General features: G+C 63.8%; 22 protein-coding genes and 1 pseudogene. 8 read left to right on the top strand and 15 right to left on the bottom strand.

The window, feature by feature from the left end:
* The first annotated feature begins 1 nt into the window (after position 1).
* Entirely contained in the window at positions 2–604 is a 603-nt protein-coding gene (locus IVB19_RS12580) for a thiamine pyrophosphate-dependent enzyme (protein WP_018458596.1), read from the top strand.
* 76 nt (positions 605–680) lie between these two features.
* The gene (locus IVB19_RS12575) at positions 681–1,058 is read left to right on the top strand and encodes a VanZ family protein (RefSeq protein WP_018458595.1); all 378 of its coding nucleotides are present in this window, start codon (positions 681–683) and stop codon (positions 1,056–1,058) included.
* A 43-nt stretch (positions 1,059–1,101) separates the two neighbouring features.
* On the opposite strand, the gene IVB19_RS12570 is transcribed toward IVB19_RS12575, so the two are convergent.
* The 11 genes and pseudogenes from IVB19_RS12570 to IVB19_RS12520 form a co-directional block, all read right to left on the bottom strand.
* Positions 1,102–1,485 (bottom strand): DUF1236 domain-containing protein, encoded by a 384-nt coding sequence (locus IVB19_RS12570; RefSeq protein WP_247821435.1) that lies wholly within the window; start codon positions 1,483–1,485, stop codon positions 1,102–1,104.
* 115 nt (positions 1,486–1,600) lie between these two features.
* Positions 1,601–2,488: a 2-hydroxy-3-oxopropionate reductase gene (locus IVB19_RS12565; protein ID WP_018458593.1), complete on the bottom strand. Its 888-nt coding sequence runs from the start codon at positions 2,486–2,488 to the stop codon at positions 1,601–1,603.
* A 12-nt stretch (positions 2,489–2,500) separates the two neighbouring features.
* On the bottom strand, positions 2,501–3,286 hold the full coding sequence (hyi, locus tag IVB19_RS12560; protein WP_018458592.1) for a hydroxypyruvate isomerase: 786 nt from the start codon (positions 3,284–3,286) through the stop codon (positions 2,501–2,503).
* Between the two features lie 12 nt (positions 3,287–3,298).
* Positions 3,299–5,089, bottom strand: a complete 1,791-nt coding sequence (gene gcl, locus IVB19_RS12555; protein WP_018458591.1) for a glyoxylate carboligase — start codon at positions 5,087–5,089, stop codon at positions 3,299–3,301.
* 153 nt (positions 5,090–5,242) lie between these two features.
* Positions 5,243–7,045 carry an adenine deaminase gene (locus tag IVB19_RS12550; RefSeq protein WP_018458590.1) on the bottom strand — a complete coding sequence of 601 codons (1,803 nt, stop codon included), beginning with the start codon at positions 7,043–7,045 and terminating at the stop codon, positions 5,243–5,245.
* A gap of 85 nt (positions 7,046–7,130) precedes the next feature.
* A pseudogene (locus IVB19_RS12545) lies at positions 7,131–7,931 on the bottom strand (NYN domain-containing protein).
* 52 nt (positions 7,932–7,983) lie between these two features.
* Positions 7,984–9,483: a tripartite tricarboxylate transporter permease gene (locus IVB19_RS12540; RefSeq protein WP_018458588.1), complete on the bottom strand. Its 1,500-nt coding sequence runs from the start codon at positions 9,481–9,483 to the stop codon at positions 7,984–7,986.
* The gene (locus IVB19_RS12535; protein WP_247821434.1) at positions 9,483–9,968 is read right to left on the bottom strand and encodes a tripartite tricarboxylate transporter TctB family protein; all 486 of its coding nucleotides are present in this window, start codon (positions 9,966–9,968) and stop codon (positions 9,483–9,485) included. Before IVB19_RS12535 ends, IVB19_RS12540 begins: the two co-directional genes overlap by 1 nt.
* Positions 9,965–10,933: a Bug family tripartite tricarboxylate transporter substrate binding protein gene (locus tag IVB19_RS12530; protein WP_018458586.1), complete on the bottom strand. Its 969-nt coding sequence runs from the start codon at positions 10,931–10,933 to the stop codon at positions 9,965–9,967. Before IVB19_RS12530 ends, IVB19_RS12535 begins: the two co-directional genes overlap by 4 nt.
* Before the next feature lie 103 nt (positions 10,934–11,036).
* Positions 11,037–11,879 carry an IclR family transcriptional regulator gene (locus IVB19_RS12525; protein ID WP_018458585.1) on the bottom strand — a complete coding sequence of 281 codons (843 nt, stop codon included), beginning with the start codon at positions 11,877–11,879 and terminating at the stop codon, positions 11,037–11,039.
* Positions 11,880–11,940: 61 nt separating this feature from the next.
* Positions 11,941–14,070 (bottom strand): acetate--CoA ligase family protein, encoded by a 2,130-nt coding sequence (locus IVB19_RS12520; RefSeq protein ID WP_018458584.1) that lies wholly within the window; start codon positions 14,068–14,070, stop codon positions 11,941–11,943.
* Between the two features lie 348 nt (positions 14,071–14,418).
* Here IVB19_RS12520 and IVB19_RS12515 point away from each other — a divergent pair, with 348 nt between their 5' ends.
* From IVB19_RS12515 to IVB19_RS12500, 4 genes are all read left to right on the top strand, one after another.
* Positions 14,419–15,111: a GntR family transcriptional regulator gene (locus IVB19_RS12515; protein ID WP_162496371.1), complete on the top strand. Its 693-nt coding sequence runs from the start codon at positions 14,419–14,421 to the stop codon at positions 15,109–15,111.
* A gap of 78 nt (positions 15,112–15,189) precedes the next feature.
* Positions 15,190–16,923, top strand: coding sequence for an oxalyl-CoA decarboxylase (oxc, locus tag IVB19_RS12510; RefSeq protein WP_007608367.1), 1,734 nt, complete (start codon positions 15,190–15,192; stop codon positions 16,921–16,923).
* Between the two features lie 64 nt (positions 16,924–16,987).
* Positions 16,988–18,265 carry a formyl-CoA transferase gene (frc, locus tag IVB19_RS12505; protein ID WP_018458582.1) on the top strand — a complete coding sequence of 426 codons (1,278 nt, stop codon included), beginning with the start codon at positions 16,988–16,990 and terminating at the stop codon, positions 18,263–18,265.
* Positions 18,266–18,638: 373 nt separating this feature from the next.
* A complete protein-coding gene (locus IVB19_RS12500; protein WP_007608360.1) occupies positions 18,639–18,821 on the top strand; it encodes a hypothetical protein in 183 nt (60 codons plus the stop codon).
* Positions 18,822–18,885: 64 nt separating this feature from the next.
* Here the strand turns inward: IVB19_RS12500 and IVB19_RS12495 are convergent, their stop codons facing one another.
* The 3 genes from IVB19_RS12495 to IVB19_RS12485 form a co-directional block, all read right to left on the bottom strand.
* A complete protein-coding gene (locus IVB19_RS12495; RefSeq protein WP_026233616.1) occupies positions 18,886–19,110 on the bottom strand; it encodes a hypothetical protein in 225 nt (74 codons plus the stop codon).
* A gap of 54 nt (positions 19,111–19,164) precedes the next feature.
* Entirely contained in the window at positions 19,165–19,407 is a 243-nt protein-coding gene (locus IVB19_RS12490) for a hypothetical protein (protein ID WP_026233615.1), read from the bottom strand.
* Between the two features lie 97 nt (positions 19,408–19,504).
* Positions 19,505–19,714, bottom strand: coding sequence for a cold-shock protein (locus IVB19_RS12485; RefSeq protein ID WP_007593324.1), 210 nt, complete (start codon positions 19,712–19,714; stop codon positions 19,505–19,507).
* Between the two features lie 398 nt (positions 19,715–20,112).
* On the opposite strand from IVB19_RS12485, the gene IVB19_RS12480 reads away from it, so the two are divergent.
* Positions 20,113–20,556 (top strand): SRPBCC family protein, encoded by a 444-nt coding sequence (locus IVB19_RS12480; protein ID WP_026233614.1) that lies wholly within the window; start codon positions 20,113–20,115, stop codon positions 20,554–20,556.
* Positions 20,557–20,595: 39 nt separating this feature from the next.
* Here the strand turns inward: IVB19_RS12480 and IVB19_RS12475 are convergent, their stop codons facing one another.
* Entirely contained in the window at positions 20,596–21,927 is a 1,332-nt protein-coding gene (locus IVB19_RS12475) for an Hsp70 family protein (protein ID WP_018458577.1), read from the bottom strand.
* 278 nt (positions 21,928–22,205) lie between these two features.
* Here IVB19_RS12475 and IVB19_RS12470 point away from each other — a divergent pair, with 278 nt between their 5' ends.
* A complete protein-coding gene (locus tag IVB19_RS12470; protein ID WP_018458576.1) occupies positions 22,206–22,343 on the top strand; it encodes a hypothetical protein in 138 nt (45 codons plus the stop codon).
* Positions 22,344–22,473: the final 130 nt, after the last annotated feature.

Below are 22,473 nucleotides of genomic sequence, written 5' to 3'. Positions count from 1 at the left end.
AATGAATACAGACGTGCGCAACACCAAAGTGATGAACCGCTTCGACGTCACCTCGCGCCTGATCGCGAAACTCGAGCACGAGGAAGCCGTGATCGGCGGCATCGGCAACACCAATTTCGACCTCTGGGCCGCCGGCCACCGTGCGCAAAATTTCTACATGCTCGGCAGCATGGGGCTCGCCTTCCCGATCGCGCTGGGCGTGGCGCTGGCGCAGCCGGACCGGCGCGTCTTTGCGCTCGAAGGCGACGGCTCGCTGCTGATGCAGCTCGGCGCACTCTCGACGATCGCGGCGTTGAAGCCGAAGAACCTCATCATGATCGTGATGGACAACGGCATCTACCAGATCACGGGCGCGCAGCCGACACCGGCCGCGAACGTGGCTGACATCGTCGCCATCGCAACCGGCTCCGGGCTTGCCAACAGCGCCTGGGCCGCGGACGAGGCGGATTTCGAGCGTCTGGTCGAGGAAGCCATGTCGGCCGGCGAGCCCAGCCTGATCGCCGTCCGCATCGATGACAAGCCCGGCGTCGGCGCCACCCGACGCGATCCCGTACAAATCCGGGAACGCTTCATGCACGGCCTTGGCGTGCGCGAGCCACTTTAACGGTTCGTCATTAACTACACGGCGATCTGATCCTGGCGCCTCGGCAGGCTGCTGCAATCCGTGCTAAGCGGTGCGGATGTCCATTTTGCTTCGCTCCTCTGCCTGGCTGCTTGCCGCCGCCGTCGCCTTTGCAACCCTCGGCCCGCCAGGCCTACGGCCCCATTCCGACCTTGGCCAGGACGGCGAACATGCCCTTGCCTTCGTCCTGGTGGGACTAGCCTTCGGCCTCGCCTATCCGCGCCGCCGCCTGTCGGCCACAGCGATCGCCGTGGTGCTGATCGGCCTGCTGGAACTGATGCAATTCTGGGCACCGGGACGGCATGCGCGGCTGGAGGACTTTCTGGTCGATGCCGGCACCACCTGCATCGGTTTCGCGCTGGCGGCCATCGCCGATTGGGCCATGACGCGGTTTCGCGCAAATCCGGCCCTGACGAGTCAAGGCCCCGCGGAGTGACGCTCCGCAGGGCCCGTCTCTTCAAAGCTCACGCTCCGGTCGATCAGTCGATGATCTTAACGACGCGGCGCGTGCGCGGCTCCACGATCACGCGGCGATCGTTCACGACCGCATAGCGATATTCGGTGTAGTTCGGCACGGGCCGCAGCACCACGGTCGGCGGCAGTGGCTCGCCGACCACGACGCGCTCGTGGACCACGACGGAATCATCGCGCGGAATTCCGCCGAGGATCGCATTCGGGATTTCCAGACCAGCGCCGACCGCCGCACCGACGGTACCACCGACCATCGCTCCGACCGGGCCGCTGATGTCGCCGCCCGCGCGAGCGCCGTCCCTGGCGCCCTGTTCGGTCGTCGACTGGGCAAAGGCTGCACTCGACGCCAGCAGCGACGCGGCAGCGAACGTAATCGCAAGACGGGTCTTCATGTGCTTATGTCTCCAGTGATTGTTGTGCGCCTTCAACCGCGGGGCCGGATCATTGTTCCGGTTCCCCGCCGGATCTAGGCAGAACTACAAGTGGAGACTGTTACCTGGTAACAGTTCAGGCTGCGGCGATCTCGTGCCGCGCCATCAGTTCCAGCGCACGCACCATTGCCGAGTGATCCCAACCCTTGCCGCCATGTGCGGTGCAAGACGAGAACAATTGCTGCGCCACTGCCGTGCTTGGCAGTGACAGGCCGAGCGCGCGGGCGCCTTCAAGCGCGAGGTTGAGATCCTTCTGATGCAGCTCGATGCGGAAGCCGGGATCGAAATTGCGCTTCACCATGCGCTCGCCATGCACTTCGAGAATCCGCGACGACGCAAAGCCGCCCATCAGGGCCTGCCGCACCAGCGCCGGATCCGCACCGGCTTTCGACGCGAACAGCAGCGCTTCGCTGACCGCCTCGATCGTCAACGCGACGATGATCTGGTTGGCGACCTTCGTCGTCTGGCCGTCGCCATTGGCGCCGACCCGGGTGACGTTCTTCCCCATCCGGTCGAAGATCGGCTTCATGGTGTTGAAGGCGCGCTCGGGGCCACCCACCATGATGGTGAGGCTTGCCGCCTTGGCACCGACCTCCCCGCCTGACACCGGTGCGTCGAGATAATCCGCGCCGAGCGCCTCGATCTTCTTCGCAAACTCCTTGGTCGCCAGCGGCGAGATTGAGCTCATGTCGACCACGATCTTCCCCTTGGAAATGCCGCCCGCGACGCCGTCCTTGCCGAACAGCACGGCCTCCACATGCGGCGTATCCGGCACCATGATGATGACCGCATCCGCCTCCTCCGCGACCTCCTTGCTTGACTTGCAGCCAACGCCGCCGGCCGCGATCAGCCCGGGCGCGACCGGCCCGACATCGTGCAGGAGAACGCGATGGCCTGCGGTCAGAAGATGGCCGGCCATCGGCCGTCCCATGGTGCCAAGTCCGATAAAGCCGATGTCGATCATGTCAACGTTTCCTCAGGTCTCGAACGTCTGCGCCGCGTGCCAGGACAGGCCTTCCAGCGTCGTGGTGCGCGGCTTGTATTCGCAGCCGACCCAGCCGCGGTAACCGATCGCGTCGAGATGGCGGAACAGGAAGGGATAGTTGATCTCGCCGGTGCCAGGCTCGTGACGGCCGGGGTTGTCGGCGAGCTGGATGTGCGCGATCTGCGGCAGGTATTCCTGCATAGTACGGGCGAGGTCGCCCTCCATGATCTGCATGTGGTAGATGTCGTACTGGACGAACAGATTGTTCGAGCGCACCTCGGAGATCAGCTGCACGGCCTGCTCGGTGCCGTTCAGAAAGAAGCCGGGGATGTCGAGCGTGTTGATCGGCTCGATCAGCAGCTTGATGTTTTCCCGCGCCAGCGTCGACGCCGCAAAGCGCAGATTCCCGACCAGCGTTTCGTTGAGCTCACGCGGATCGGCATCCGCAGGCGCGATGCCGACGAGACAGTTGAGCTGCTCGCAATCGAGCGCCTTGGCATAGTCGATGGCGCGAAACACGCCGTCCCTGAACTCGCTGATACGATCAGGCAGGATCGCGATGCCGCGCTCGCCCGCCGCCCAATTGCCGGCCGGCAGATTGTGCAGCACCTGCGTCAGCCCATGGCCGTCGAGTTGCTCGCGCAGCTGCGCCTTGTCGAATTCGTAGGGGAAGAGGTACTCGACCCCGCCGAAGCCCGCTGCTTTGGCCGCTGCGAAGCGGTCCACGAACGGCATTTCGTTGAAGAGCATGGTGAGGTTGGCGGCGAATTTCGGCATGATGCTATCTCCCTATTCCGCCGGCTGCAGCACGCCGGGCCGCGCGGTCGCGACCTCGTCGAGCGGCAGATCCAGCACCTCCTCGAATTCGACGATGTTGTCGATTTCCGTGCCCATCGCGATGTTGGTGACGCGTTCGAGGATGAACTCGACCATCACGGGCACGCGATGCTTGGCCATCCATTCGCGCGCGGTCGCGAACGCCGCCTGCGAGTCCTTCGGGTCGGTGACGCGGATCGCCTTGCAGCCGAGCCCTTCGGCGACAGCGACGTGATCGACACCGTAGCCGCCGAGCTCGGGCGCGTTGATGTTCTCGAACGAGAGCTGGACGTGATAGTCCATGTCGAAGCCGCGCTGGGCTTGGCGGATCAGGCCGAGATAGGAATTGTTCACGACGACGTGGATGTAGGGCAGATTGAATTGCGCCCCGACTGCGAGCTCCTCGATCAGGAATTGGAAATCGTAGTCGCCTGAGAGCGCGACGATATCACGATCCGGACACGCCGCGCGCACGCCGAGCGCCGCGGGTAGCGTCCAGCCGAGCGGGCCCGCCTGCCCGGCATTGATCCAGTTGCGCGGCTTGTAGACGCCCAGGAACTGCGCGCCGGCGATCTGCGACAGGCCGATCACGGAGACGTAGCAGGTGTCACGGCCAAACGCCTTGGTCATCTCCTCGTAGACGCGCTGGGGCTTGATCGGGACGTTATCGAAATGGCTCTTGCGCAACATTGTCTTCTTCCGGTCGCGGCAGGCAGCGGGCCACGCCTGGCGCTCGCGCAACCTGCCGGACCGGCGCCACTCCCTGGCGACGGTGACGAAGAGTTCGAGAGCGGCCTTCGCGTCCGAGACGATGCCGAGATCGGGATTGAACACGCGCCCGATCTGCGTCGGCTCGATGTCGACATGCACGAAGGTGCGCCCCTTGGTGTAGGTCTCGACCGAGCCGGTGTGGCGGTTGGCCCAGCGATTGCCGATGCCGAGCACGAAATCGGATTCGAGCATGGTGGCATTGCCGTAACGGTGGCTGGTCTGAAGACCGACCATGCCGGCCATCAGCACGTGGTCGTCGGGGATGGCCCCCCAGCCCATCAGCGTCGGCACGACCGGCACGTTGGCAATCTCGGCGAATTCCACCAGCAGATCCGAGGCGTCGGCATTGATCACGCCGCCGCCCGCGACGATCAGCGGCCGTTCGGCCGCATTGAGCATCTCCAGCGCCTTCTCGACCTGCTTGCGGGTCGCGGTCGGCTTGTAGACCGGCAATGGCTCATAGGTCTCGTCGTCGAACTCGATCTCGGCGAGCTGCACGTCGAGCGGCATGTCGATCAGCACCGGGCCGGGCCTTCCCGAGCGCATCACGTGAAACGCCTGGCTGAACACGCGGGGCACCAGCGCCGGCTCGCGCACCGTCACCGCCCATTTGGTCACGGGCTTTGCGATCGACTCGATGTCGACGGCCTGGAAATCCTCCTTGTAGAGCCGCGCGCGCGGCGCCTGCCCGGTGATGCAGAGGATCGGGATGGAATCAGCGATCGCGGAATAGAGCCCGGTGATCATGTCGGTCCCGGCCGGCCCCGAGGTGCCGATGCAGACGCCGATATTGCCGGCCTTGGCCCGCGTATAGCCCTCGGCCATGTGCGAGGCACCCTCGACATGGCGCGCCAGGATATGGCGGATCGAGCCGCGCTTCTTCAGCGCCGAGTAAAGCGGATTGATCGCGGCCCCGGGAACGCCGAAGGCAGTCGAGATGCCCTCCTTCTCCAGAATTCGCACGGCAGCATCGATGGCTCGCATCTTCGCCATATCGGACCTCGCTTGAGTTGCATTGGCTTGAGCGAGATCATCGGGCCCGCGAGGGCTTCACTCAACGAGATCGATTTTATTTTCCACGATGCGGCAGCCGCGGAAAAAACGTGGCGGTCTCAATCGGTTAGATCGAGATATCCGTGAAAGCGATCACTCGAACAGCGGCGCCAGCTGCATCTGCGGCACCAGCACGAGGCCCTTGTCGGTGATACGAATTTCCGGAATGACCGATAGCGGAATCAGATTGAAACCCATGTAGGGGATGGTGCAGCCGGCCTCCGCCCATTCCTTCTTCAGCGCCTTGACTTCTTCCGCCACCTCCGTGACGCGCTTGTCGGACAAGAGCCCAGCGATCGGCAGCGGCACTAGCGCCCTCACCTTGCCCTCGGCGACGAGGCAGACGGCGCCCTGTTGCTCCTTGATGGCGGCGACCGCGACCTGCATATCGGCCTCGTTGGTGCCGGCAACGATGATGTTGTGGCTGTCGTGCCCGACGCTGGAGGCGACCGCGCCGCGCTTCAGTCCAAAGTCCTTCAACAGGCCGTAGGCGACATTGCCGGCCGACTTGCCGTGGCGTTCGACCACCGTGACGAAGCATAGGCCGTAGCGGGCGAACAGTGAGGGCCAGTCCTTTGCGGGCTCGATCGCGATCTTCTCATGGATCAGCGTGATGCCGGGCAACGCGGTCTTGATCGCGTTGACAGTGCAGGCCTTCGCCGGCAGCTCCGGCGTCAGCTTGACCTTCTCGGGCAGCTTCACCGTCGCATAGGCCGCCTGCGGATATTGATAGCGCTGCGACAGCGCCTGCTCGAGCTTCGGCGTGATCTTTCGGTTTTCGACCACGAGTTCGCCGCCATACCAGGTGCATTGCGGCTTCAGATTGTCGTCCATCAGCACCAGATCGGCGCGGCGCCCGCCGCCGAGCCCGCCGATATCGCTGTCCATGTTGAAGCGCGTCGCGCCATGCAGCGAGCCCATCGACCAGGCCTGCTCCGGCGACATCCCTGCTTTCACGGCTTCGCGCACCACCCAGTCGAGACCGAACAGCAGGAGATCGTCGGCGTCGCGATCGTCGGTGCACACGGCCGTGCGCTTGTGCGAGGCGCCGAGCTCGGTGATGGTCCGGATCGCCTGCGGCAGCGAGTGCCAGGGCGTGGTCGGCGGTCCCCCGCGCAGGAACACCCAGACCCCGGCATCGAGCAGATCGTCGGCGATGTCGCGGTCGATCGCCTCATGGGTGTCGGTGATGCCGCTCGCCGCATAGGCCGCAACGAAGTCGCGGCCATAGATATGGCCGGACACCGGCCGGCCGCGCTTCAGGGCGGCAGCGAGGATGGCGTGGCTTCGCTCATCGCCCATGGTGACAGGCACGAAATCCATCTTCTCGCCGAGCCCGACGGCTTCCGGCCAACGGTCGAACAGGCCGGCGATCTTGTCGGGCGTCAGATCGCCGCCCGCAGTCTCCAGTGCGGCCGAAGTCGCAGGAACCGTCGAGGGCACCGTCAGGAAGATCGAGAGCGGAGCCTCGCGTGCGTCCTCCAGCATCGCCTCGACGCCGACGACGTCCATGACGTTGCCGATCTCGTGGCTGTCGCAGAAGATTGTGGTGGTGCCGTTGAGCAGGGCGGCCTCGGCATAGGCGCAGGCCGTCACCATCGAGGATTCGATGTGGATGTGCGGGTCGACCAGCCCCGGCGCGATGATGCCGCCCGCCGCGTCGTAAACCGGCACGTCGCCGAAGACATTCTTCGCAGCGCCGGCCGGCTTCATCGCAGCAATGCGGCCGCCGGTGATCCAGATTTCGCGGTTCGCAAGGATGCGCTCCGAATAGGTCGAGAGCACCCGCGCGCCGGTGACGACGAGATCCGGCGCGACACGCGCCGAGGCCACATCGGCGAGACGCCGGGTCATCGAATGCAGCGGTGCGACGGCGAAGCGGGTAAGTCTGGTCATCAGAACCCTCGCGTGGCGTTATGGCCCTGCGATGGTTACGCCCTGCGCCCGACCGGGCAAGCGCAAATATAACGGCAGGCTCTGCTTACGCTTTAGGCGGAGAAGCGCCTGCCGCCGCTGGCCTCGCAGGTCTGCGCGAGTTCCGTCGTCGCGGGGCCGGTGCGGCAGCGGGCTTGACCCGAATCCGCATCGACCTCCCGTTCTGCTCGTCAATCTCGAACGCATTCGTCTTGCGCACGAGGTCACTCAGCTTGCGGAAGCCGAACGTTCGCGGATCGAAATCGGACGCGAGATTGGCGAGCTGGCGGCCAACTTCCCCGAGCGTCACCCAGCCGTCCTCGCTTTCCATCTGGGTGATGACCTTCTTGATGATGGGGGTTGCGGCATCGAGCGGCTGAAGCGACGTCGATCTCGAGGCGGCGTCCTGGGTGTTCGCTGGGGCGGCAAGCAAGTTCTCCGTGTAGACGAACCTTCGACAGGCCTGCCGGAAGCTCTCCGGCGTCTTCTGTTCGCCGAACCCAAAGACGTCGATGCCCTGCTCCCGGATGCGGGCGGCCAGACGGGTGAAATCGCTGTCCGACGACACCAGGCAAAAGCCATCGAACCGGCCGCTGTGAAGCAGGTCCATTGCGTCGATGACCAGCGTGATGTCGGAGGCATTCTTCCCCGTCGTATAGGCGAACTGCTGCTGCGGGATGATGGCGTGTTTGGACAGGATGTCGGCCCAGCCCCTCGACCTGGCATTGGAGAAGTCGCCTTAGATGCGGCGAACGCTGGCCTCGCCGATCTTGGCAATCTCGTCGAACAGCCCATCGGCGATTTTTGCCGAAGCATTGTCTGCATCGATCAGGACAGCGAGACGGGGCGAACGGAGCTCTGACGGCATGACTTTTCCCACGAGATGAACGTAACATTAGAAGACGCTCGCGGCGGAATGGCTAGTCCTCGTTCGCCTTGAAGCGTCCCATCCCTTTCAGCACGAAGGGTGCCAGCAGCGCGATGAACGCCAGCGCAAGCAGCGTCGCCGAGATCGGGCTCTGGAGCAACGTCATGGGATCGCCGAGACTGATCGCGAGCGCGCGACGCAGCTGGCTCTCGGCGATCGGGCCGAGGATCAGGCCGACCACGACGGGCGCGATCGGAAAATCGAACCGCCGCATCAGAAAGCCGAGCACGCCGAAGCCGGCCAGCATCGACAGTTCGACCACCGACGGCTTTGCGGCGATGGTGCCCATGGTCGCGAACACGAGGATGCCGGCATAGAGCCACGGCTGCGGGATCGCCAGCAGCCGCACCCACAGGCCAACCAGCGGCAGATTGAGCACCAGCAGCATGCAATTGGCGATGAACAGGCTCGCGATCAGGCCCCACACGAGGTCGGGCCGCTCGGCGAACAGCAGCGGCCCCGGGTTGAGGCCGTATTGCTGGAAGCCCGCCAGCATCATCGCGGCCGTCGCCGAGGTCGGCAATCCCAGCGTCAAGAGCGGCACCAGCGTGCCGGCAGCCGAAGCGTTGTTGGCGGCCTCCGGTCCTGCGACACCTTCGATCGCGCCCTTGCCGAATTCTTCGGGGTATTTGGTCAGTCGCTTCTCGCAGGAATAGGACAGGAAAGTCGGGATCTCCGCGCCGCCGGCAGGCAGCGCACCGATTGGGAAGCCGAACATGGTGCCGCGCAACCACGGCTTCCACGATCGCTTCCAGTCTTCCTTGGTCATCCACAGCGAGCCGCGCACCGGCTCGAGCTTCTCTTCGGTGTGGTGGCGGCGCGATGCGACGTAGAGCGCCTCGCCCACCGCGAACAGGCCGACCGCGAGCGTCGTCACCTCGACGCCGTCGAGCAGCTCGGGCACCCCGAACGCAAGCCGCGCCTGACCGGTCAGCTTGTCTATACCGACGAGACCTAATGTCAGACCAATAAATAGGCTGGTCAGGCCGCGGATCGGAGAATCGCCGAAGGTCGCCGACACCGTGACGAAGGCGACGCACATCAGCGCGAAATAATCCTCCGGACCAAAGCGCACGGCGAAATCGACCAACCACGGCGCGAGAAAGGCAAGCCCGATGGTGGCAATGGTGCCCGCGACGAAGGAGCCGATCGCGGAGGTCGCGAGCGCCGGTCCGCCGCGGCCGGCCTTGGCCATCTTGTTGCCTTCGAGCGCCGTCGCCATCGAGGCGCTCTCGCCGGGCGTGTTGATCAAGATGGCCGTAGTCGATCCGCCATACATGCCGCCGTAATAGATGCCGGCAAACATGATCAGCGAACCGCCGGGATCGAGCTTGTACGTCACCGGCAGCAGCAGCGCGACCGTCAACGCCGGGCCGATGCCGGGCAGCACGCCCACGGCCGTGCCAAGGAACACGCCGATCAGGGCGTAGAGGAGATTCATCGGCTGGACGGCGACCGCCATGCCGTGGGCCAGCGCCGCGAAAGTTTCCATCACAGCAGTCGCTCCAGGGGGCCGGCCGGAAGGCTCAACGTCAACAGGCGGTCGAACGCGAGGTAAATGAGGGTCGACATCACGAGGGCGATGGCGGAATCGACGAGGACAGCCCGGCGCCCAAATGCCGCCGAGGTCGTGACGAACAGCGCCGACGTCGCCAGGATGAACCCGCCGCCGAAGCCGATGATGCCGATCAGCAGCGCAAGGCCGGCGAGGATGAAGACCACACGCACGGGATCGGCGCTTTCGCGCTCTGGCAGATTGCCGCGCAGCGCGTCAACGAGATTGCCGATCGCGAGCAGCGCGAGGCCGGAGGCGATCACGACCGGCATGGCTTCCGGCCCCATCCCGTACATCGCGGTCGATTGCAGGCCGTGCGCATCCCAGACCAGCACCGCGGCAAGACCTGCGAGCAGCGCGGCGATGACGACGCCGGCGCGATCGATGCGCCGCGGTGGCTGGACGGGATCGCCTGTGGTCATGACTTGACCAGGCCGACTGATCTCAGCACGTCCGTCACACGCACCGTTTCTTTCTTCAGGAAATCGGCGAAGGCGTCACCGCCGAGATAGGCATCCTCCCAGCCCTTCTGCTTGAGGATGTCTTTCCAGGCGTCCGACTTCACCATCTTCTCGACCGCGTCGCTGAGCGTCTTGCGCTGCTCCGGCGTGATTCCGGGAGGCGCGACCACCGAGCGCCAGTTGGCGATCACGAGGTCGATGCCCTGCTCCTTGAAGGTCGGGATGTCGCTGCCTGGAATGCGCTTCTCCGAGGTCACGCCGATCGCGCGCAGCTTGCCCGACTTGATCTGCCCATCATATTCGCTGAGGCCGGAAATGCCGGCAGTGACCTTCGCGCCGAGAATGGCGGCGAGCGACTCGCCGCCGCCCGAGAACGGGATGTAGTTGATCTTCTTCGCGTCGGCGCCGACGGCACCAGCGAACAATGCCGCCATCACGTGATCGACGCCGCCGGCCGAGCCGCCGGCGAAGGTCACCTTGGCGATGTCGGCCTTCACCGCGGCGGCCAGATCCTGCGCGGTCTTGATCGGCGAATTGGCCGGCACCACGATCACCTGGATTTCCTCGGTGAGGCGCGCGATCGGCGTCACCTGCTCGAGCGTGACGGGTGATTTGTTCATGGCGAGCGCGCCCACCATGACGAAGCCGTTGACCATCAGCTGGTTGCCGTCGCCCTTGGCGCCGTTGACGAACTGCGCGATGCCGACACTGCCGCCTGCGCCGGGAACGTTGGTGACCTGCACGCTGCGTGCGACGCCGGCAGCGACCAGCGCCTGCTGCATCGAGCGCGCGGTCTGGTCCCAACCACCGCCCGGCGCCGCAGGTGCCATCAGCTTGAGCTCGAGCTGCTGGGCAAAGGCCGGCGTGGCTGCCGCAAGGGTCAGCGCGACGGCTGCGCCGACGAGGCGCGCGGGAAGTTGAAACATGGGACGTCTCCGGGCTCATGCGGACGTTTGCCGCATCGTGTCGTTTGGTCGCATATCAGCCAAAACGGCCGACACTGTCCAGTGACATACCCCCGGTTTCCGATTAGCGGGGCGTCGGAATTGCCCCGCCGAGCGCTGCCGTCAGTTCGGCGGCAACATCACGGACGATTTGCCCGATTTCCGGTAACCGCTGATCGGTCAGCCGGCTGGTCATGCCGGACACCGAAATCGCAGCAAGCGGCTCGGCGCAGGCGTTGTAGACCACCGCTGCAACGCAGCGCAGGCCCATGCAGGCCTCTTCATCATCCAGCGCGTAGCCTTGCTTGCGGATCTTTTCGAGCTCCTTGAACAGGTCGCTCGGCCGCACGATCGACTTCTCGGTCAGGCGTGGCATGCCGTGATGGCGGATGACGGCGCCGACGTCCTCGTCGGAATAGGTCGCGAGCACCGCCTTGCCGACGCCGGAGGTCACCATCGGAACGCGGCCGCCGACTTGGGTCAGCGAGCGCATGATCTCGCGGCTCTCCATCCGGGTCAGCACGATGATGAACTCGTCGTCGACCACGGCGAGATTGGCGGTCTCGCGGGTAAGATCACGCAGCTTGCGCAAGTAAGGAATGGCCTGGGCACTGAAATTGCGCCGCCGCGCAAAGCTCGCGCCCACCGTGAAGCTGCGCACGCCGACATGCCATTTGGATTCGGCGCGGTCGAACTGCACGAAGCGGCGGCTTTCCAGCGTCGCCAGCAGGCGATGCACGGTCGAGGCCGAGAGCCCGGTGCGGACGGCGAGATCGCTGAGGCGATAGCCTTCGTCGTCTTCGGACAATGTCTCGAGGATCGACAGCGCGCGATCGACGGACTGCACGCCGCCGTCGCGCGCGTCGTGATCGGCCGCCGATGGCGATCGGGGCTCGATCGATTTGCGCCGGATCACGTTCCTGCCCATCGCGACCTGACTGTTCTCACCTCTCCCCGCGCGCGGGGAGAGGTGAAGCGGCATCGTCGGCTCAGAGCAGCCCTGCTCCGCGCGCCCATTTGTACTTGGCACCGAGGACCTCGACCGGCAGTTCGGTCGAGTAGGCATAGGCCGGAATGCCGTTCTGGTAGAGATATTCGGCGGCTTCCTCAACCTCGACGTCGCCGGCGAGCGAGGCGACGATCGGCTTCACGAAGCCCTTGGCCTCCATCTCCTTCTTCACCTCGACCATGTTGCGGGCGAACACCATCGGCGGCGTGACGATGGTGTGCCAGTAGCCGAGGATCAGCGAGTGGATGCGCTCGTCCGTCAGGCCGAGTTTTACGGTGTTGACGTAGGTGATCGGCGGCTCACCGCCGGTGATGTCCACGGGATTTCCGGCCGCGCCAAACGGCGGGATGAACTTGCGGAAGGCCGCATCCAGATCCGGCGGCATCGACATCAGCGACAAGCCGTTGTCGACGCAGGAGTCCGACAACAGCACGCCCGAACCGCCTGCACCGGTAATGATCAGCACGTTCTCGCCCTTCGGCGTCGGCAGCACCGGCACGCCGCGCGCGAATTCGAGCAGCTGCCGCAAGCTACGGGCGCGGATCACGCCGGACTGGGCCAGGACATCCTCGTAGATCTTGTCGTTGCCGGCGAGCGCGCCGGTGTGCGACGAGGCCGCCTTGGCACCGGCGGAGGTGCGGCCGGCCTTGAGCACGATGACCGGTTTTTTCTTGGAGACGCGTTTTGCGGCTTCCGCAAAGGCGCGGCCGTCCTTGAGGTCTTCGCAGTGCTGCGCGATCAGGTTCGTGTTCGGATCCTGCTCGAAGAAGGCGAGCAGATCGTCCTCGTCGATGTCGGACTTGTTGCCGAGGCCGACGATCGCCGACACGCCCATCTTGGCCGAACGGGAGAAGCCGATGATGGCCATGCCGATGCCGCCCGATTGCGAAGACAGTGCCGCGTGGCCCTTGACATCATAGGCGGTGCAGAAGGTCGCGCAGAGGTTGGCAGGCGTATAATAGAAGCCGTAGATGTTCGGTCCCATCAGGCGGATGTCGTACTTCTTGCCGACTTCGACGATCTCGGCCTGGAGCTCCGGCGCGCCGGCTTCCGCGAAGCCCGACGGAATCAGAACCGCGCCGGGAATTTTCTTCTCGCCGCATTCGGTGAGCGCCGCGGCCACGAACTTCGCGGGAATTGCGAACACCGCGGTGTCGATCACGCCGGGCACGTCCTTGACGCTCTTATACGCCTTGTAGCCGAGGATCTCGGCGGCCTTGGGATGAATCGGGTAGATGTCGCCCTTGTAGCCGCCGTTGATGAGGTTCTTCATCACGGAATTGCCGATCTTGCCGTCTTCGGCTGAAGCGCCGACCACTGCAACCGCCTTCGGCTGCATGATGCGGCTCATGGCCGCGACGATCTCTTCGGTCGGGCGCGGCTTCGGCTTGGGCACGTAAGCGAAGTCGACGACGATGCGGACGTCGGCCGCGATGGCGTCCTTGGCCGTCGCGAACACCGGGTTGAGATCGAGCTCGACGATCTCGGGGAAATCCGTGACGAGCTGCGAGACCTTGACGATGACATCCGCAAGCGCGGTGCGGTTCACCGGCTCGCCACCGCGAACGCCCTTCAAAATCTCATGCGCCTGGATGCCGTCGAGCATCGACAGCGCATCTTGCTTGGTCGCGGGCGCGAGGCGGAAGGTTATGTCCTTCAGAACTTCGACCAGCACGCCGCCGAGGCCGAAGGCAACCAGCTTGCCGAACGAGGCGTCGGTGATCGACCCCACGATCACTTCGGTGCCGCCGGCCAGCATCTGCTGCACCTGGACACCCTCGATCTTGGCATCGGACTTGTACTTCCTGGCGTTGGAGAGAATCGTCTCGTAGGCCTTCTCGGCGTCTTCGGCCGTCTTGAGGCCGACGATGACACCGCCGGCTTCGGTCTTGTGGAGAATGTCCGGCGAGACGATCTTCATCACCACCGGAAACCCCATCGAGGCGGCCATTTTGCCGGCCTCGCCGGCCGACTTCGCCACACCCTCCTTCGGCACCGCAATGCCGTAGGCGTCGCAGACCAGCTTGCCTTCCGGCGCGGTCAGGCTGGTGCGCTTGTCCGCCTTGACCTGGTCAAGCACCTTGCGGACGGCATCTTTGGAATTGGACATGTGGCTCTCCCTTGACCTTGGTTCTTGCGTTCTCAAAGCGCGCGCGCGTTGCGGCTGCCCGTGATGCTTTCCATTCGCCGCGCTCTGTTCCATGTCGCGGAACGGAGTGGCATAAAGCCGAGATTACTCCGCCGGCTTGGATCAAAAATGGCTGGCGATGGCATTTGGTATGCCAGAAGCCAACTTGTCAAGCTGCAGCGCACCTTAGAACGCTGCAAAAAATAGGCAGCTTGACATTCTGGTATTTGGTATGCCAAAAACTTTCCCGTTAATAATCCTGTAAAAGACGACTCCCACTGGAGGAGATTCGTCGTGTCACTGCGGAAACCAACCAAGGCGTTGCCGAACATGGCCGAGGCAGATATCGCAATCGTTCGTATTGCCCCGGAGTCGAGCTTCAAGAACAAGGCGTATGACGCCTTGAAGGAAGCCATCCTCAAGATGGACATCTACTCGACGCCCGAACCCGTCATGCTCGACGAGCGCGCGTTGTCCGAGCGCCTCGGCGTGAGCCGCACGCCGATCCGCGAAGCCATCGCGATGCTAGAGCAAGACGGTTTCGTGAAGACGGTTCCTCGCCGCGGCATCATGGTGGTCCGAAGGACCAAGAGCGAGATCGTCGACATGATCCGCGCCTGGGCGGCGCTGGAGAGCATGGCGGCTCGCCTCATCACCGCCACAGCGCGCAAGAAAGACATCACGGCGCTGCGCGACTACTTCAAGGAATTTGGCAAGGATCGCCTGCCCGAGGATCACGTCGAGGAATATTCGCGCGCCAACATCGCCTTCCACCAGGCGCTGATCTCGCTGTCGGAATCACCGGTGCTGGTCGATCTCACCAACGACTTGCTGCTGCATGTGCGTGGCTATCGGCAATTGACCATCGGACGCAAGGACCGCACCGCGACGTCGCTTCCCGAGCATCTCGGCATGATCGAAGCCCTGGAGGCGCGCGATACCGAGCTCGCCGAGAAGCGCGCCCGCGATCACACCCTTGGCCTTGCCGCTTACGTCGAAGCGCATGGTCAGGAACTCTTCTAGCCGGCAACGTTCACCAAAGGGCGAGGCATCGCCCCCAAAAGCCTGAAACGGCATCTTGAGACCAGGGAGACAAGGCCCATGCTGAATACCGCGACCAAGTCCGAAGCACCGGGCACCGAGCAGGAATTGACGGATGGTTTTCATCTCGTCATTGACGCGCTCAAGCTGAACGGCATCAACACCATCTATAATGTGCCGGGCATCCCGATCACGGATTTGGGCCGCATGGCGCAGGCGGCCGGTATTCGCATGATTTCGTTCCGCCACGAGCAGAACGCCGGTTATGCGGCGGGCATCGCCGGCTACCTCACCAAGAAGCCCGGCATCTGCCTCACCGTCTCCGCGCCCGGCTTCCTCAACGGTCTCACCGCGCTCGCCCACGCCACCACCAACTGCTACCCGATGATCCTGATCTCGGGCTCCTCCGAGCGCGAGATCGTCGACCTCCAGCAGGGCGACTATGAAGAGATGGACCAGCTCGCGATCGCCAAGCCGCTGTGCAAGGCAGCCTACCGTGTGCTGCACGCCCAGGACATCGGCATTGGTCTTGCCCGTGCCATCCGTGCCGCCGTCTCCGGCCGTCCGGGCGGCGTCTATCTCGACCTGCCGGCAAAGCTGTTCGGCCAGGTGATGAACGCCGATGCCGGCCAGAAGTCGCTGGTCAAGGTAATCGACGCGGCTCCCGCGCAGATCCCCTCGCCCGCTTCGATCAAGCGCGCGCTTGATGTTTTGAAGAGCGCAAAGCGCCCTCTCATCATCCTCGGCAAGGGCGCGGCCTACGCGCAGGCCGACGAGGAGATCAAAACCTTCGTCGAGAAGAGCGGTATCCCCTTCCTGCCGATGAGCATGGCCAAGGGTCTCCTCTCAGACACCCATCCGCAGTGCGCAGGCGCTGCCCGCTCGACGGTGCTGAAGGAATCCGACGTCGTCCTGCTGATCGGCGCCCGGCTGAACTGGCTGCTCTCGCACGGCAAGGGCAAGAACTGGGGCGAAGCGCCCAAGAAGTTCATCCAGGTCGACATCGAACCGCGCGAGATGGACTCCAACGTCGAGATCGTCGCGCCCGTCGTCGGCGACATCGGCTCGGTCGTCTCCGCCTTCAACCAGGCGATGGCTTCGGGCTGGACCGCCCCGCCTGCCGAATGGACCAAGGCGATTTCGACCAAGCGCGAAGAGAACGTCGCCAAGATGGCGCCGAAGCTCATGAACAACAAATCGCCGATGGACTATCACGGCGCGCTCGGCGTGCTGAAAAACGTCATCAAGGATCATCCCGAGGCGATCCTCGTCAACGAGGGCGCCAACACGCTCGACCTCGCCCGCGGCGTCATCGACATGTATCGCCCACGCAAGCGTCTCGACGTCGGCACCTGGGGCGTGATGGGCATTGGCATGGGCCAGGCGATCGCGGCTGCTCTCGAGACCGGCCATCCCGTGCTCGCGGTCGAAGGCGACTCGGCCTTCGGCTTCTCCGGCATGGAGGTCGAGACCATCTGCCGCTACAATTTGCCGATCTGCGTCGTCATCTTCAACAATGACGGCATCTATCGCGGCACCGACGTCAACGGCGCCAACGCCGATCCGGCGACGACGGTGTTCGTCAAGGGCGCCCGCTACGACAAGATGATGGAAGCCTTCGGCGGCGTCGGCGTCAATGCCACCTCACCGGACGAGCTCAAGCGCGCCGTCAACGAGGCCATGGCTTCGGGCAAGCCGACGCTCATCAACGCCGTGATCGATCCGGCCGCCGGTTCCGAGAGCGGCCGCATCGGCAACCTCAATCCGCAGAGCGTTCTGCAGAAGAAGAAGTAAGCATCCCCGTCAACCCACAAGGTCCCTGCGGGTGCAGGGGTAGATCAGAGTACGGAGCAACACGATGACAAAAGCGCTCGAGGGCGTTCGCATTCTCGACTTCACCCACGTCCAGTCCGGGCCGACCTGCACGCAGTTGCTCGCATGGTTCGGCGCCGACGTGATCAAGGTGGAGCGCCCGGGCGTGGGTGACATCACCCGCGGCCAGCTGCAGGACATCCCGAATGTGGACAGCCTGTATTTCACCATGCTCAACCACAACAAGCGCTCGATCACGCTCGACACCAAGAACCCCAAGGGCAAGGAAGTCCTCACCGAGCTCATCAAGAAGTGCGACGTGTTGGTCGAGAATTTCGGCCCCGGCGTGCTCGACCGCATGGGCTTCCCCTGGGAGAAGATCCAGGCGATCAACCCGAAGATGATCGTCGCCTCTATTAAGGGCTTTGGTCCCGGACCATACGAGGACTGCAAGGTTTATGAGAACGTCGCCCAGTGCACCGGCGGCGCCGCCTCCACCACCGGCTTCCGCGACGGCTTGCCCCTCGTGACCGGCGCGCAGATCGGCGACAGCGGCACCGGTCTGCATCTGGCGCTCGGCATCGTCACCGCACTCTATCAGCGCACCCATTCCGGCAAGGGCCAGCGCGTCACCGCCGCGATGCAGGACGGCGTGCTCAATCTCGCGCGCGTCAAGCTGCGCGACCAGCAGCGCCTCGCCCATGGTCCGCTCAAGGAATACAGCCAGTTCGGCGAAGGCATTCCGTTCGGCGATGCCGTGCCGCGTGCCGGCAACGATTCCGGCGGCGGCCAGCCCGGCCGCATCCTGAAGTGCAAGGGCTGGGAGACCGATCCCAACGCCTATATCTACTTCATCACCCAGGCCCCGGTCTGGGAGAAGATCTGCGACGTGATCGGTGAGCCCTCCTGGAAGACCGATCCGAACTACGCCAAGCCGGCCGTCCGCCTGCCGCGCCTGAATGAGATCTTCGGCCGCATCGAACAATGGACGATGACGAAGACGAAGTTCGAGGCGATGGAAATCCTCAACAAGGACGACATTCCCTGCGGCCCGATCCTGTCGATGAAGGAGATCGCCGAGGACCAGTCGCTGCGCGCGACCGGCACCGTGGTCGAGGTCGACCACCCCACCCGCGGCAAGTACATCTCCGTCGGCAACCCGATCAAGCTGTCGGACTCCCCGAGCGAGGTGGAGCGATCCCCGCTGCTCGGCGAGCACACCGACGAGATCCTGCGCACCGTGCTGGGCTTCTCGGACCATCAGGTCGCCGATATCCACAAGTCCGGCGCGCTCGATCCGCCGCAGAAGCAGGCCGCCGAATAAGCGGGCTTATCTCACGACGCGAAAGGCCGCCGGCTTCGGCGGCCTTTTTGTTGGCGCGCAAAGGCTGCATCGCACGATCGGCGCGCTTGCCGCGCCGCCAAGGCTGGATTAAAGATTGGTTCGCGAGGAACAGATGCGGTGGCCGGCCGTTGCTCCCTCGACCGGTGTGCTCCCGGAAATGCGAGCATGCCGGAAATGCCAGCATGCCATCTCCACGGCGAGTGCAGTACGCCTCGCAAAGACCCTGCCCCACGCTGAAGAACTGGTCGCCTTCGCTTCCGAGGATGGCAAGTCGGCCTTTCAGTTCGGGCACGGGTGGCGTCGCGTCCGGCACTCGCCAGGACCACGCTCGTTGATCAAATTGAGGGCTTAAATGTCGAAAGATCAATCCTCTGATCGCGCCAAGCGTGAAGCCAACAAGGCGTTCAAGCCTGCGACAACGCAGAAGCCGATCAATGACTATGCGAAGGACCAGAACTCCTTCAACGAGAATCGCGAACGGCTGAAAGCGGAGCGATTGGCCCGGGAGGCGAAGCCGGGAAGCGGCTCCGAATAGGCACGACGATCCCAGACTCCGACCGCGAATTCCGCTAAAGGCGGGGCGCCGAAATCCGCCTGGTCTACAGCATCGAGAGCACGACGATTCCGTCTTCGACTGCACCAGAAGCGAGCTGCGCCCGCGCCATGCGCTCGAACTCGGTCCGGTTCTTGCGAAGATAACTGAAAGCCTGCTTCTGCGTCAGGAACGTCGTCGCAAGACGGCACATCTGTCGTCCCGCGCCAAGCGCGAGAAAGAAGGTGATGGTGCCACCGCCATCCGACTTTATTCTAGGCACGACCCGCACTCTTTGGCATGTGATCGGCCCTCTCCAAATTGTCCTCGGCGCAATGGAAGCCAGTTATGGCGTCACCTTCTTCTTGCGCTTCGTCGGGACGGGCGGCGGCAGCGACGCCTGAAGGGCGGCGTCTGCCGCTTCCTTGGCCTGGCGCAGCTCTCGAAGCCGCGCCATGTTCTTGCGAACATCGACGGCTTGCTTTCCAACGTCCACCATCGCCCGCGCGCCTTCCTCAGCGGCCAAACGCTGACGGTTAGAACGCGCGATGCTTTCGGGTGACGGTTCGGCCGGTCTCTTGGCGCTCATTATTCACCCTGCTCTGCAACGGACAAAAACCCGCTCAATCCTGGGATCGAGCGGGTGGCATGGCCGTTTCAGTACATCCGTGAAACGGCACCAAGGCTTAGGCCAGCGAGAGATTCTCAGCGCTGACCTTGCCCCGCATCTTGTCGGTCTTGAGTTCGAAGTTGACCTTTTGGCCTTCAGCGAGACCTGCAAGACCAGCCCGCTCGACCGCGCTGATGTGAACGAACACATCGTTGCCGCCGTCGTTCGGCTGAATGAATCCAAAGCCCTTCTGGCCGTTAAACCACTTTACAGTACCTGTCGTCATTTTCTTCTCCAAAGCGCATACGCGCAGGTTCCGCGTGATCGTCACGCAGAACAAATTCTATTCGTCGATGTCTATGGAAAAGGAGCCCGCGGGCGCATTCAACAAGGCACAGCGGCTGAACGAACAGCCTCAACGTATACCTCATCCTCGCCATTTGCAAGGCTTGACGGAATTTAACGGCTCGGGAGCCCGGCGGTAGGTGCAGGACGCGCGCTATTCAGCGCTCATCTTTCGCCCCCCGGCGAGCTGCTCTCGAAGGCTGCCGAGCGCCCCATGCGTGGATCCATCAAAAAAAATCGAGACGCCGCGTCGGATCGGCAGCATCTCCTTCGTCATCTGGACATGAACGGGCAGTAGACGCCCACGTCGAGCCCGGCGATTCATGAGGAAGAATGATCATGCCCAGCACTGTCCGCCTGCACCGCGTTCTCACGACCAGCCCGGAGAAAGTCTATCGCGCCTTCCTGGAGGCGGATGCGTTGGCAAAATGGCTTCCGCCGAATGGCTTCACCTGCACCGTCCATCATTTCGAGCCGAAGGTCAGGGGCACGTTCAAGATGTCGTTCCGTAACTTCACGACGGGCAACAGCCACGCCTTCGGCGGCGAATATCTCGAGCTCGTCCCCGGCGAACGTCTCCGTTACACCGACAGGTTCGACGACCCCAATCTGCCGGGAGAGATCCAGGTCACCGTGATCCTGAAGAAAGTATCCGTAGGCACCGAGCTGGATATCACGCAGGCCGGCATCCCCGACGTCATCCCGCCGGAGGCTTGTTATCTCGGCTGGCAGGAATCGCTGCGCAATCTGGCGAAGCTCGTCGAGCCTGAGATCAAGCAATAGCGATCGGACGCGACTTAGGGGCGGCCGCGTGACCGTAGGCTACGCGCCCGCCCTCGACTGGAGCCCGCCGCTTGCGGTCCAGCGGTCCGGGTCCGGGCTGTGTCCGATCAAAGCAAGGCCGTACGCAATCGACTCGAACTGATCGCCCGACATCAGCCGTTCGTTGCCGAACCGCTCGGCGAACAGTTTTCGAACGGCCGGCACGAAAGACGTGCCGCCGGTCAAAAACACCTTCTCGACCTCGCGCGCGGTGATGCCGGCTTCGCCCAGCACCTTGTCGACGGTGGCCCCGAGCCTCGCGATGTCGTCGGCAATCCAGGCTTCGAAATTCTTCCGCGTGATAGTCGAGCCGATATCGACCCCGCCTCCTTTGAAGCGGAACTCCACCTGATCCTGGGCCGACAGCGCGACCTTGGCGTCGGACACCGCGCGGTACAGCGCAAAGCCGAGGTCGAGATCGACGATGGTGATGAAATCCTCGAGCAGAGCCGGCTTCACCGCGGTGCGCGCAAGCTCCCGGAGTTCGCGCAGGTCGCCGTTGCTCTTCATCATCGCGAGCTGATGCCAGCGCGCGAGATTAGTGTAGTGGCCGGTGGGGATCGGCAGCACCTTGTCGAACGAGCGGAAGCTCGAGCCCTTGCCCAGCCGCGGCGAGACGACGTGATCGACGATACGGTAGTCGAAGGTGTCGCCCGCAATCCCGATGCCGGCATGGCCGAGCGGCTCGGCGCGCAAGGCGCCGCCGGCACGCGAGAACCGCATCACCGAGAAATCGCTGGTGCCGCCACCGAAATCCGCGACCAGCACGGTCGCATCGCGCTCCAGCCGGCGGGCGAAGGAGAACGCCGCGCCCACGGGTTCGTAGACATAGCGGGCGTGGCCGGCGCCGAGGCGCTCGAACGCGGCCCGGTAGCGCTGCATCGCCAGCGCTTCGTCGGGATTGCCCCCGGCGAAGCGGACGGGGCGACCGACTGTAATGGTGGACGTCTCGAAGCCGAATTTATCGCCGCCATGCCGCGCCAGCGTCCGCAGGAACGCCGCCAAAATATCCTCGAACTTGTAGCGCTGCCGGAACACCTGGGTGGTGTTGAAGCTGGAGCTTGCGGCAAAGGTCTTGAACGACTGGAGGAAGCGGTAGACATGGCGTCCTTCCAGGAACTGCTCGATCGCCCACGGGCCGCCTTCAGCCTGGGCGCCGGCTCCCGGCCGGTCCTCCCAGAAGCACAGCGCTGACACGAAGACGCTGTGGCGCTGCTCACCATGGTCGAAGCGGATGGCCTCGACCCGGCGATCGTCCGCCGCAAGGGCCACGACCGTGTTGCTGGTCCCAAAATCGATGCCGATCGAGACGGCGGGCGAGGCGCTCGACATGAACCACTCTGACAGATGATTGGAGGGGGCAGACCACTAACGGCTTCATGTGCCGCTGCCAAGGCTCCGTTTTTGGATATCGACGGTCAAATGGTTCAGTTTCGGCCGGCTTTGGGCATATCCCGCTCAAATCGGCCCATTTAACTGATTATTATGCTGCAATGCGAAAAGCTAAATGCTGCTATGCAATGGCATGCATAGACATTGGCATCTGGTATACATAAATTCCCTTTCGAAATGAGACAGCACTACTGACCGTCTCGAGAAAGGGATTTCCGATGTCCAAGACCGCTTCCGTCGCTCTCGCGCCCTCCTCCACGCTGTTCGCCCGCCTGATGGCAACGATCGACCGCCTCCTGATGGCGAGCGCCGAGATCTCGAATCACAACGGCGACCTGCCGCGCTTTGGCCTGTAGGCCGGACAGCCGCCCGCGCCTGCGCGCGCAGCGGGAGACGGTTTTAGATCAGTCCGCATACTACTTTTGATGAATGGCCCCGGATCACGGGGCCATTTCTACTTGTGCTGTCCTGAGTCACAGCCGCAAC

The sequence above is a fragment of the Bradyrhizobium sp. 187 genome (assembly GCF_023101005.1).
GTDB lineage: Bacteria > Pseudomonadota > Alphaproteobacteria > Rhizobiales > Xanthobacteraceae > Bradyrhizobium > Bradyrhizobium canariense_D.
The sequence above is the reverse complement of the archived record's forward strand: the minus strand, read 5'-3'. Positions and strand labels throughout refer to the sequence as shown.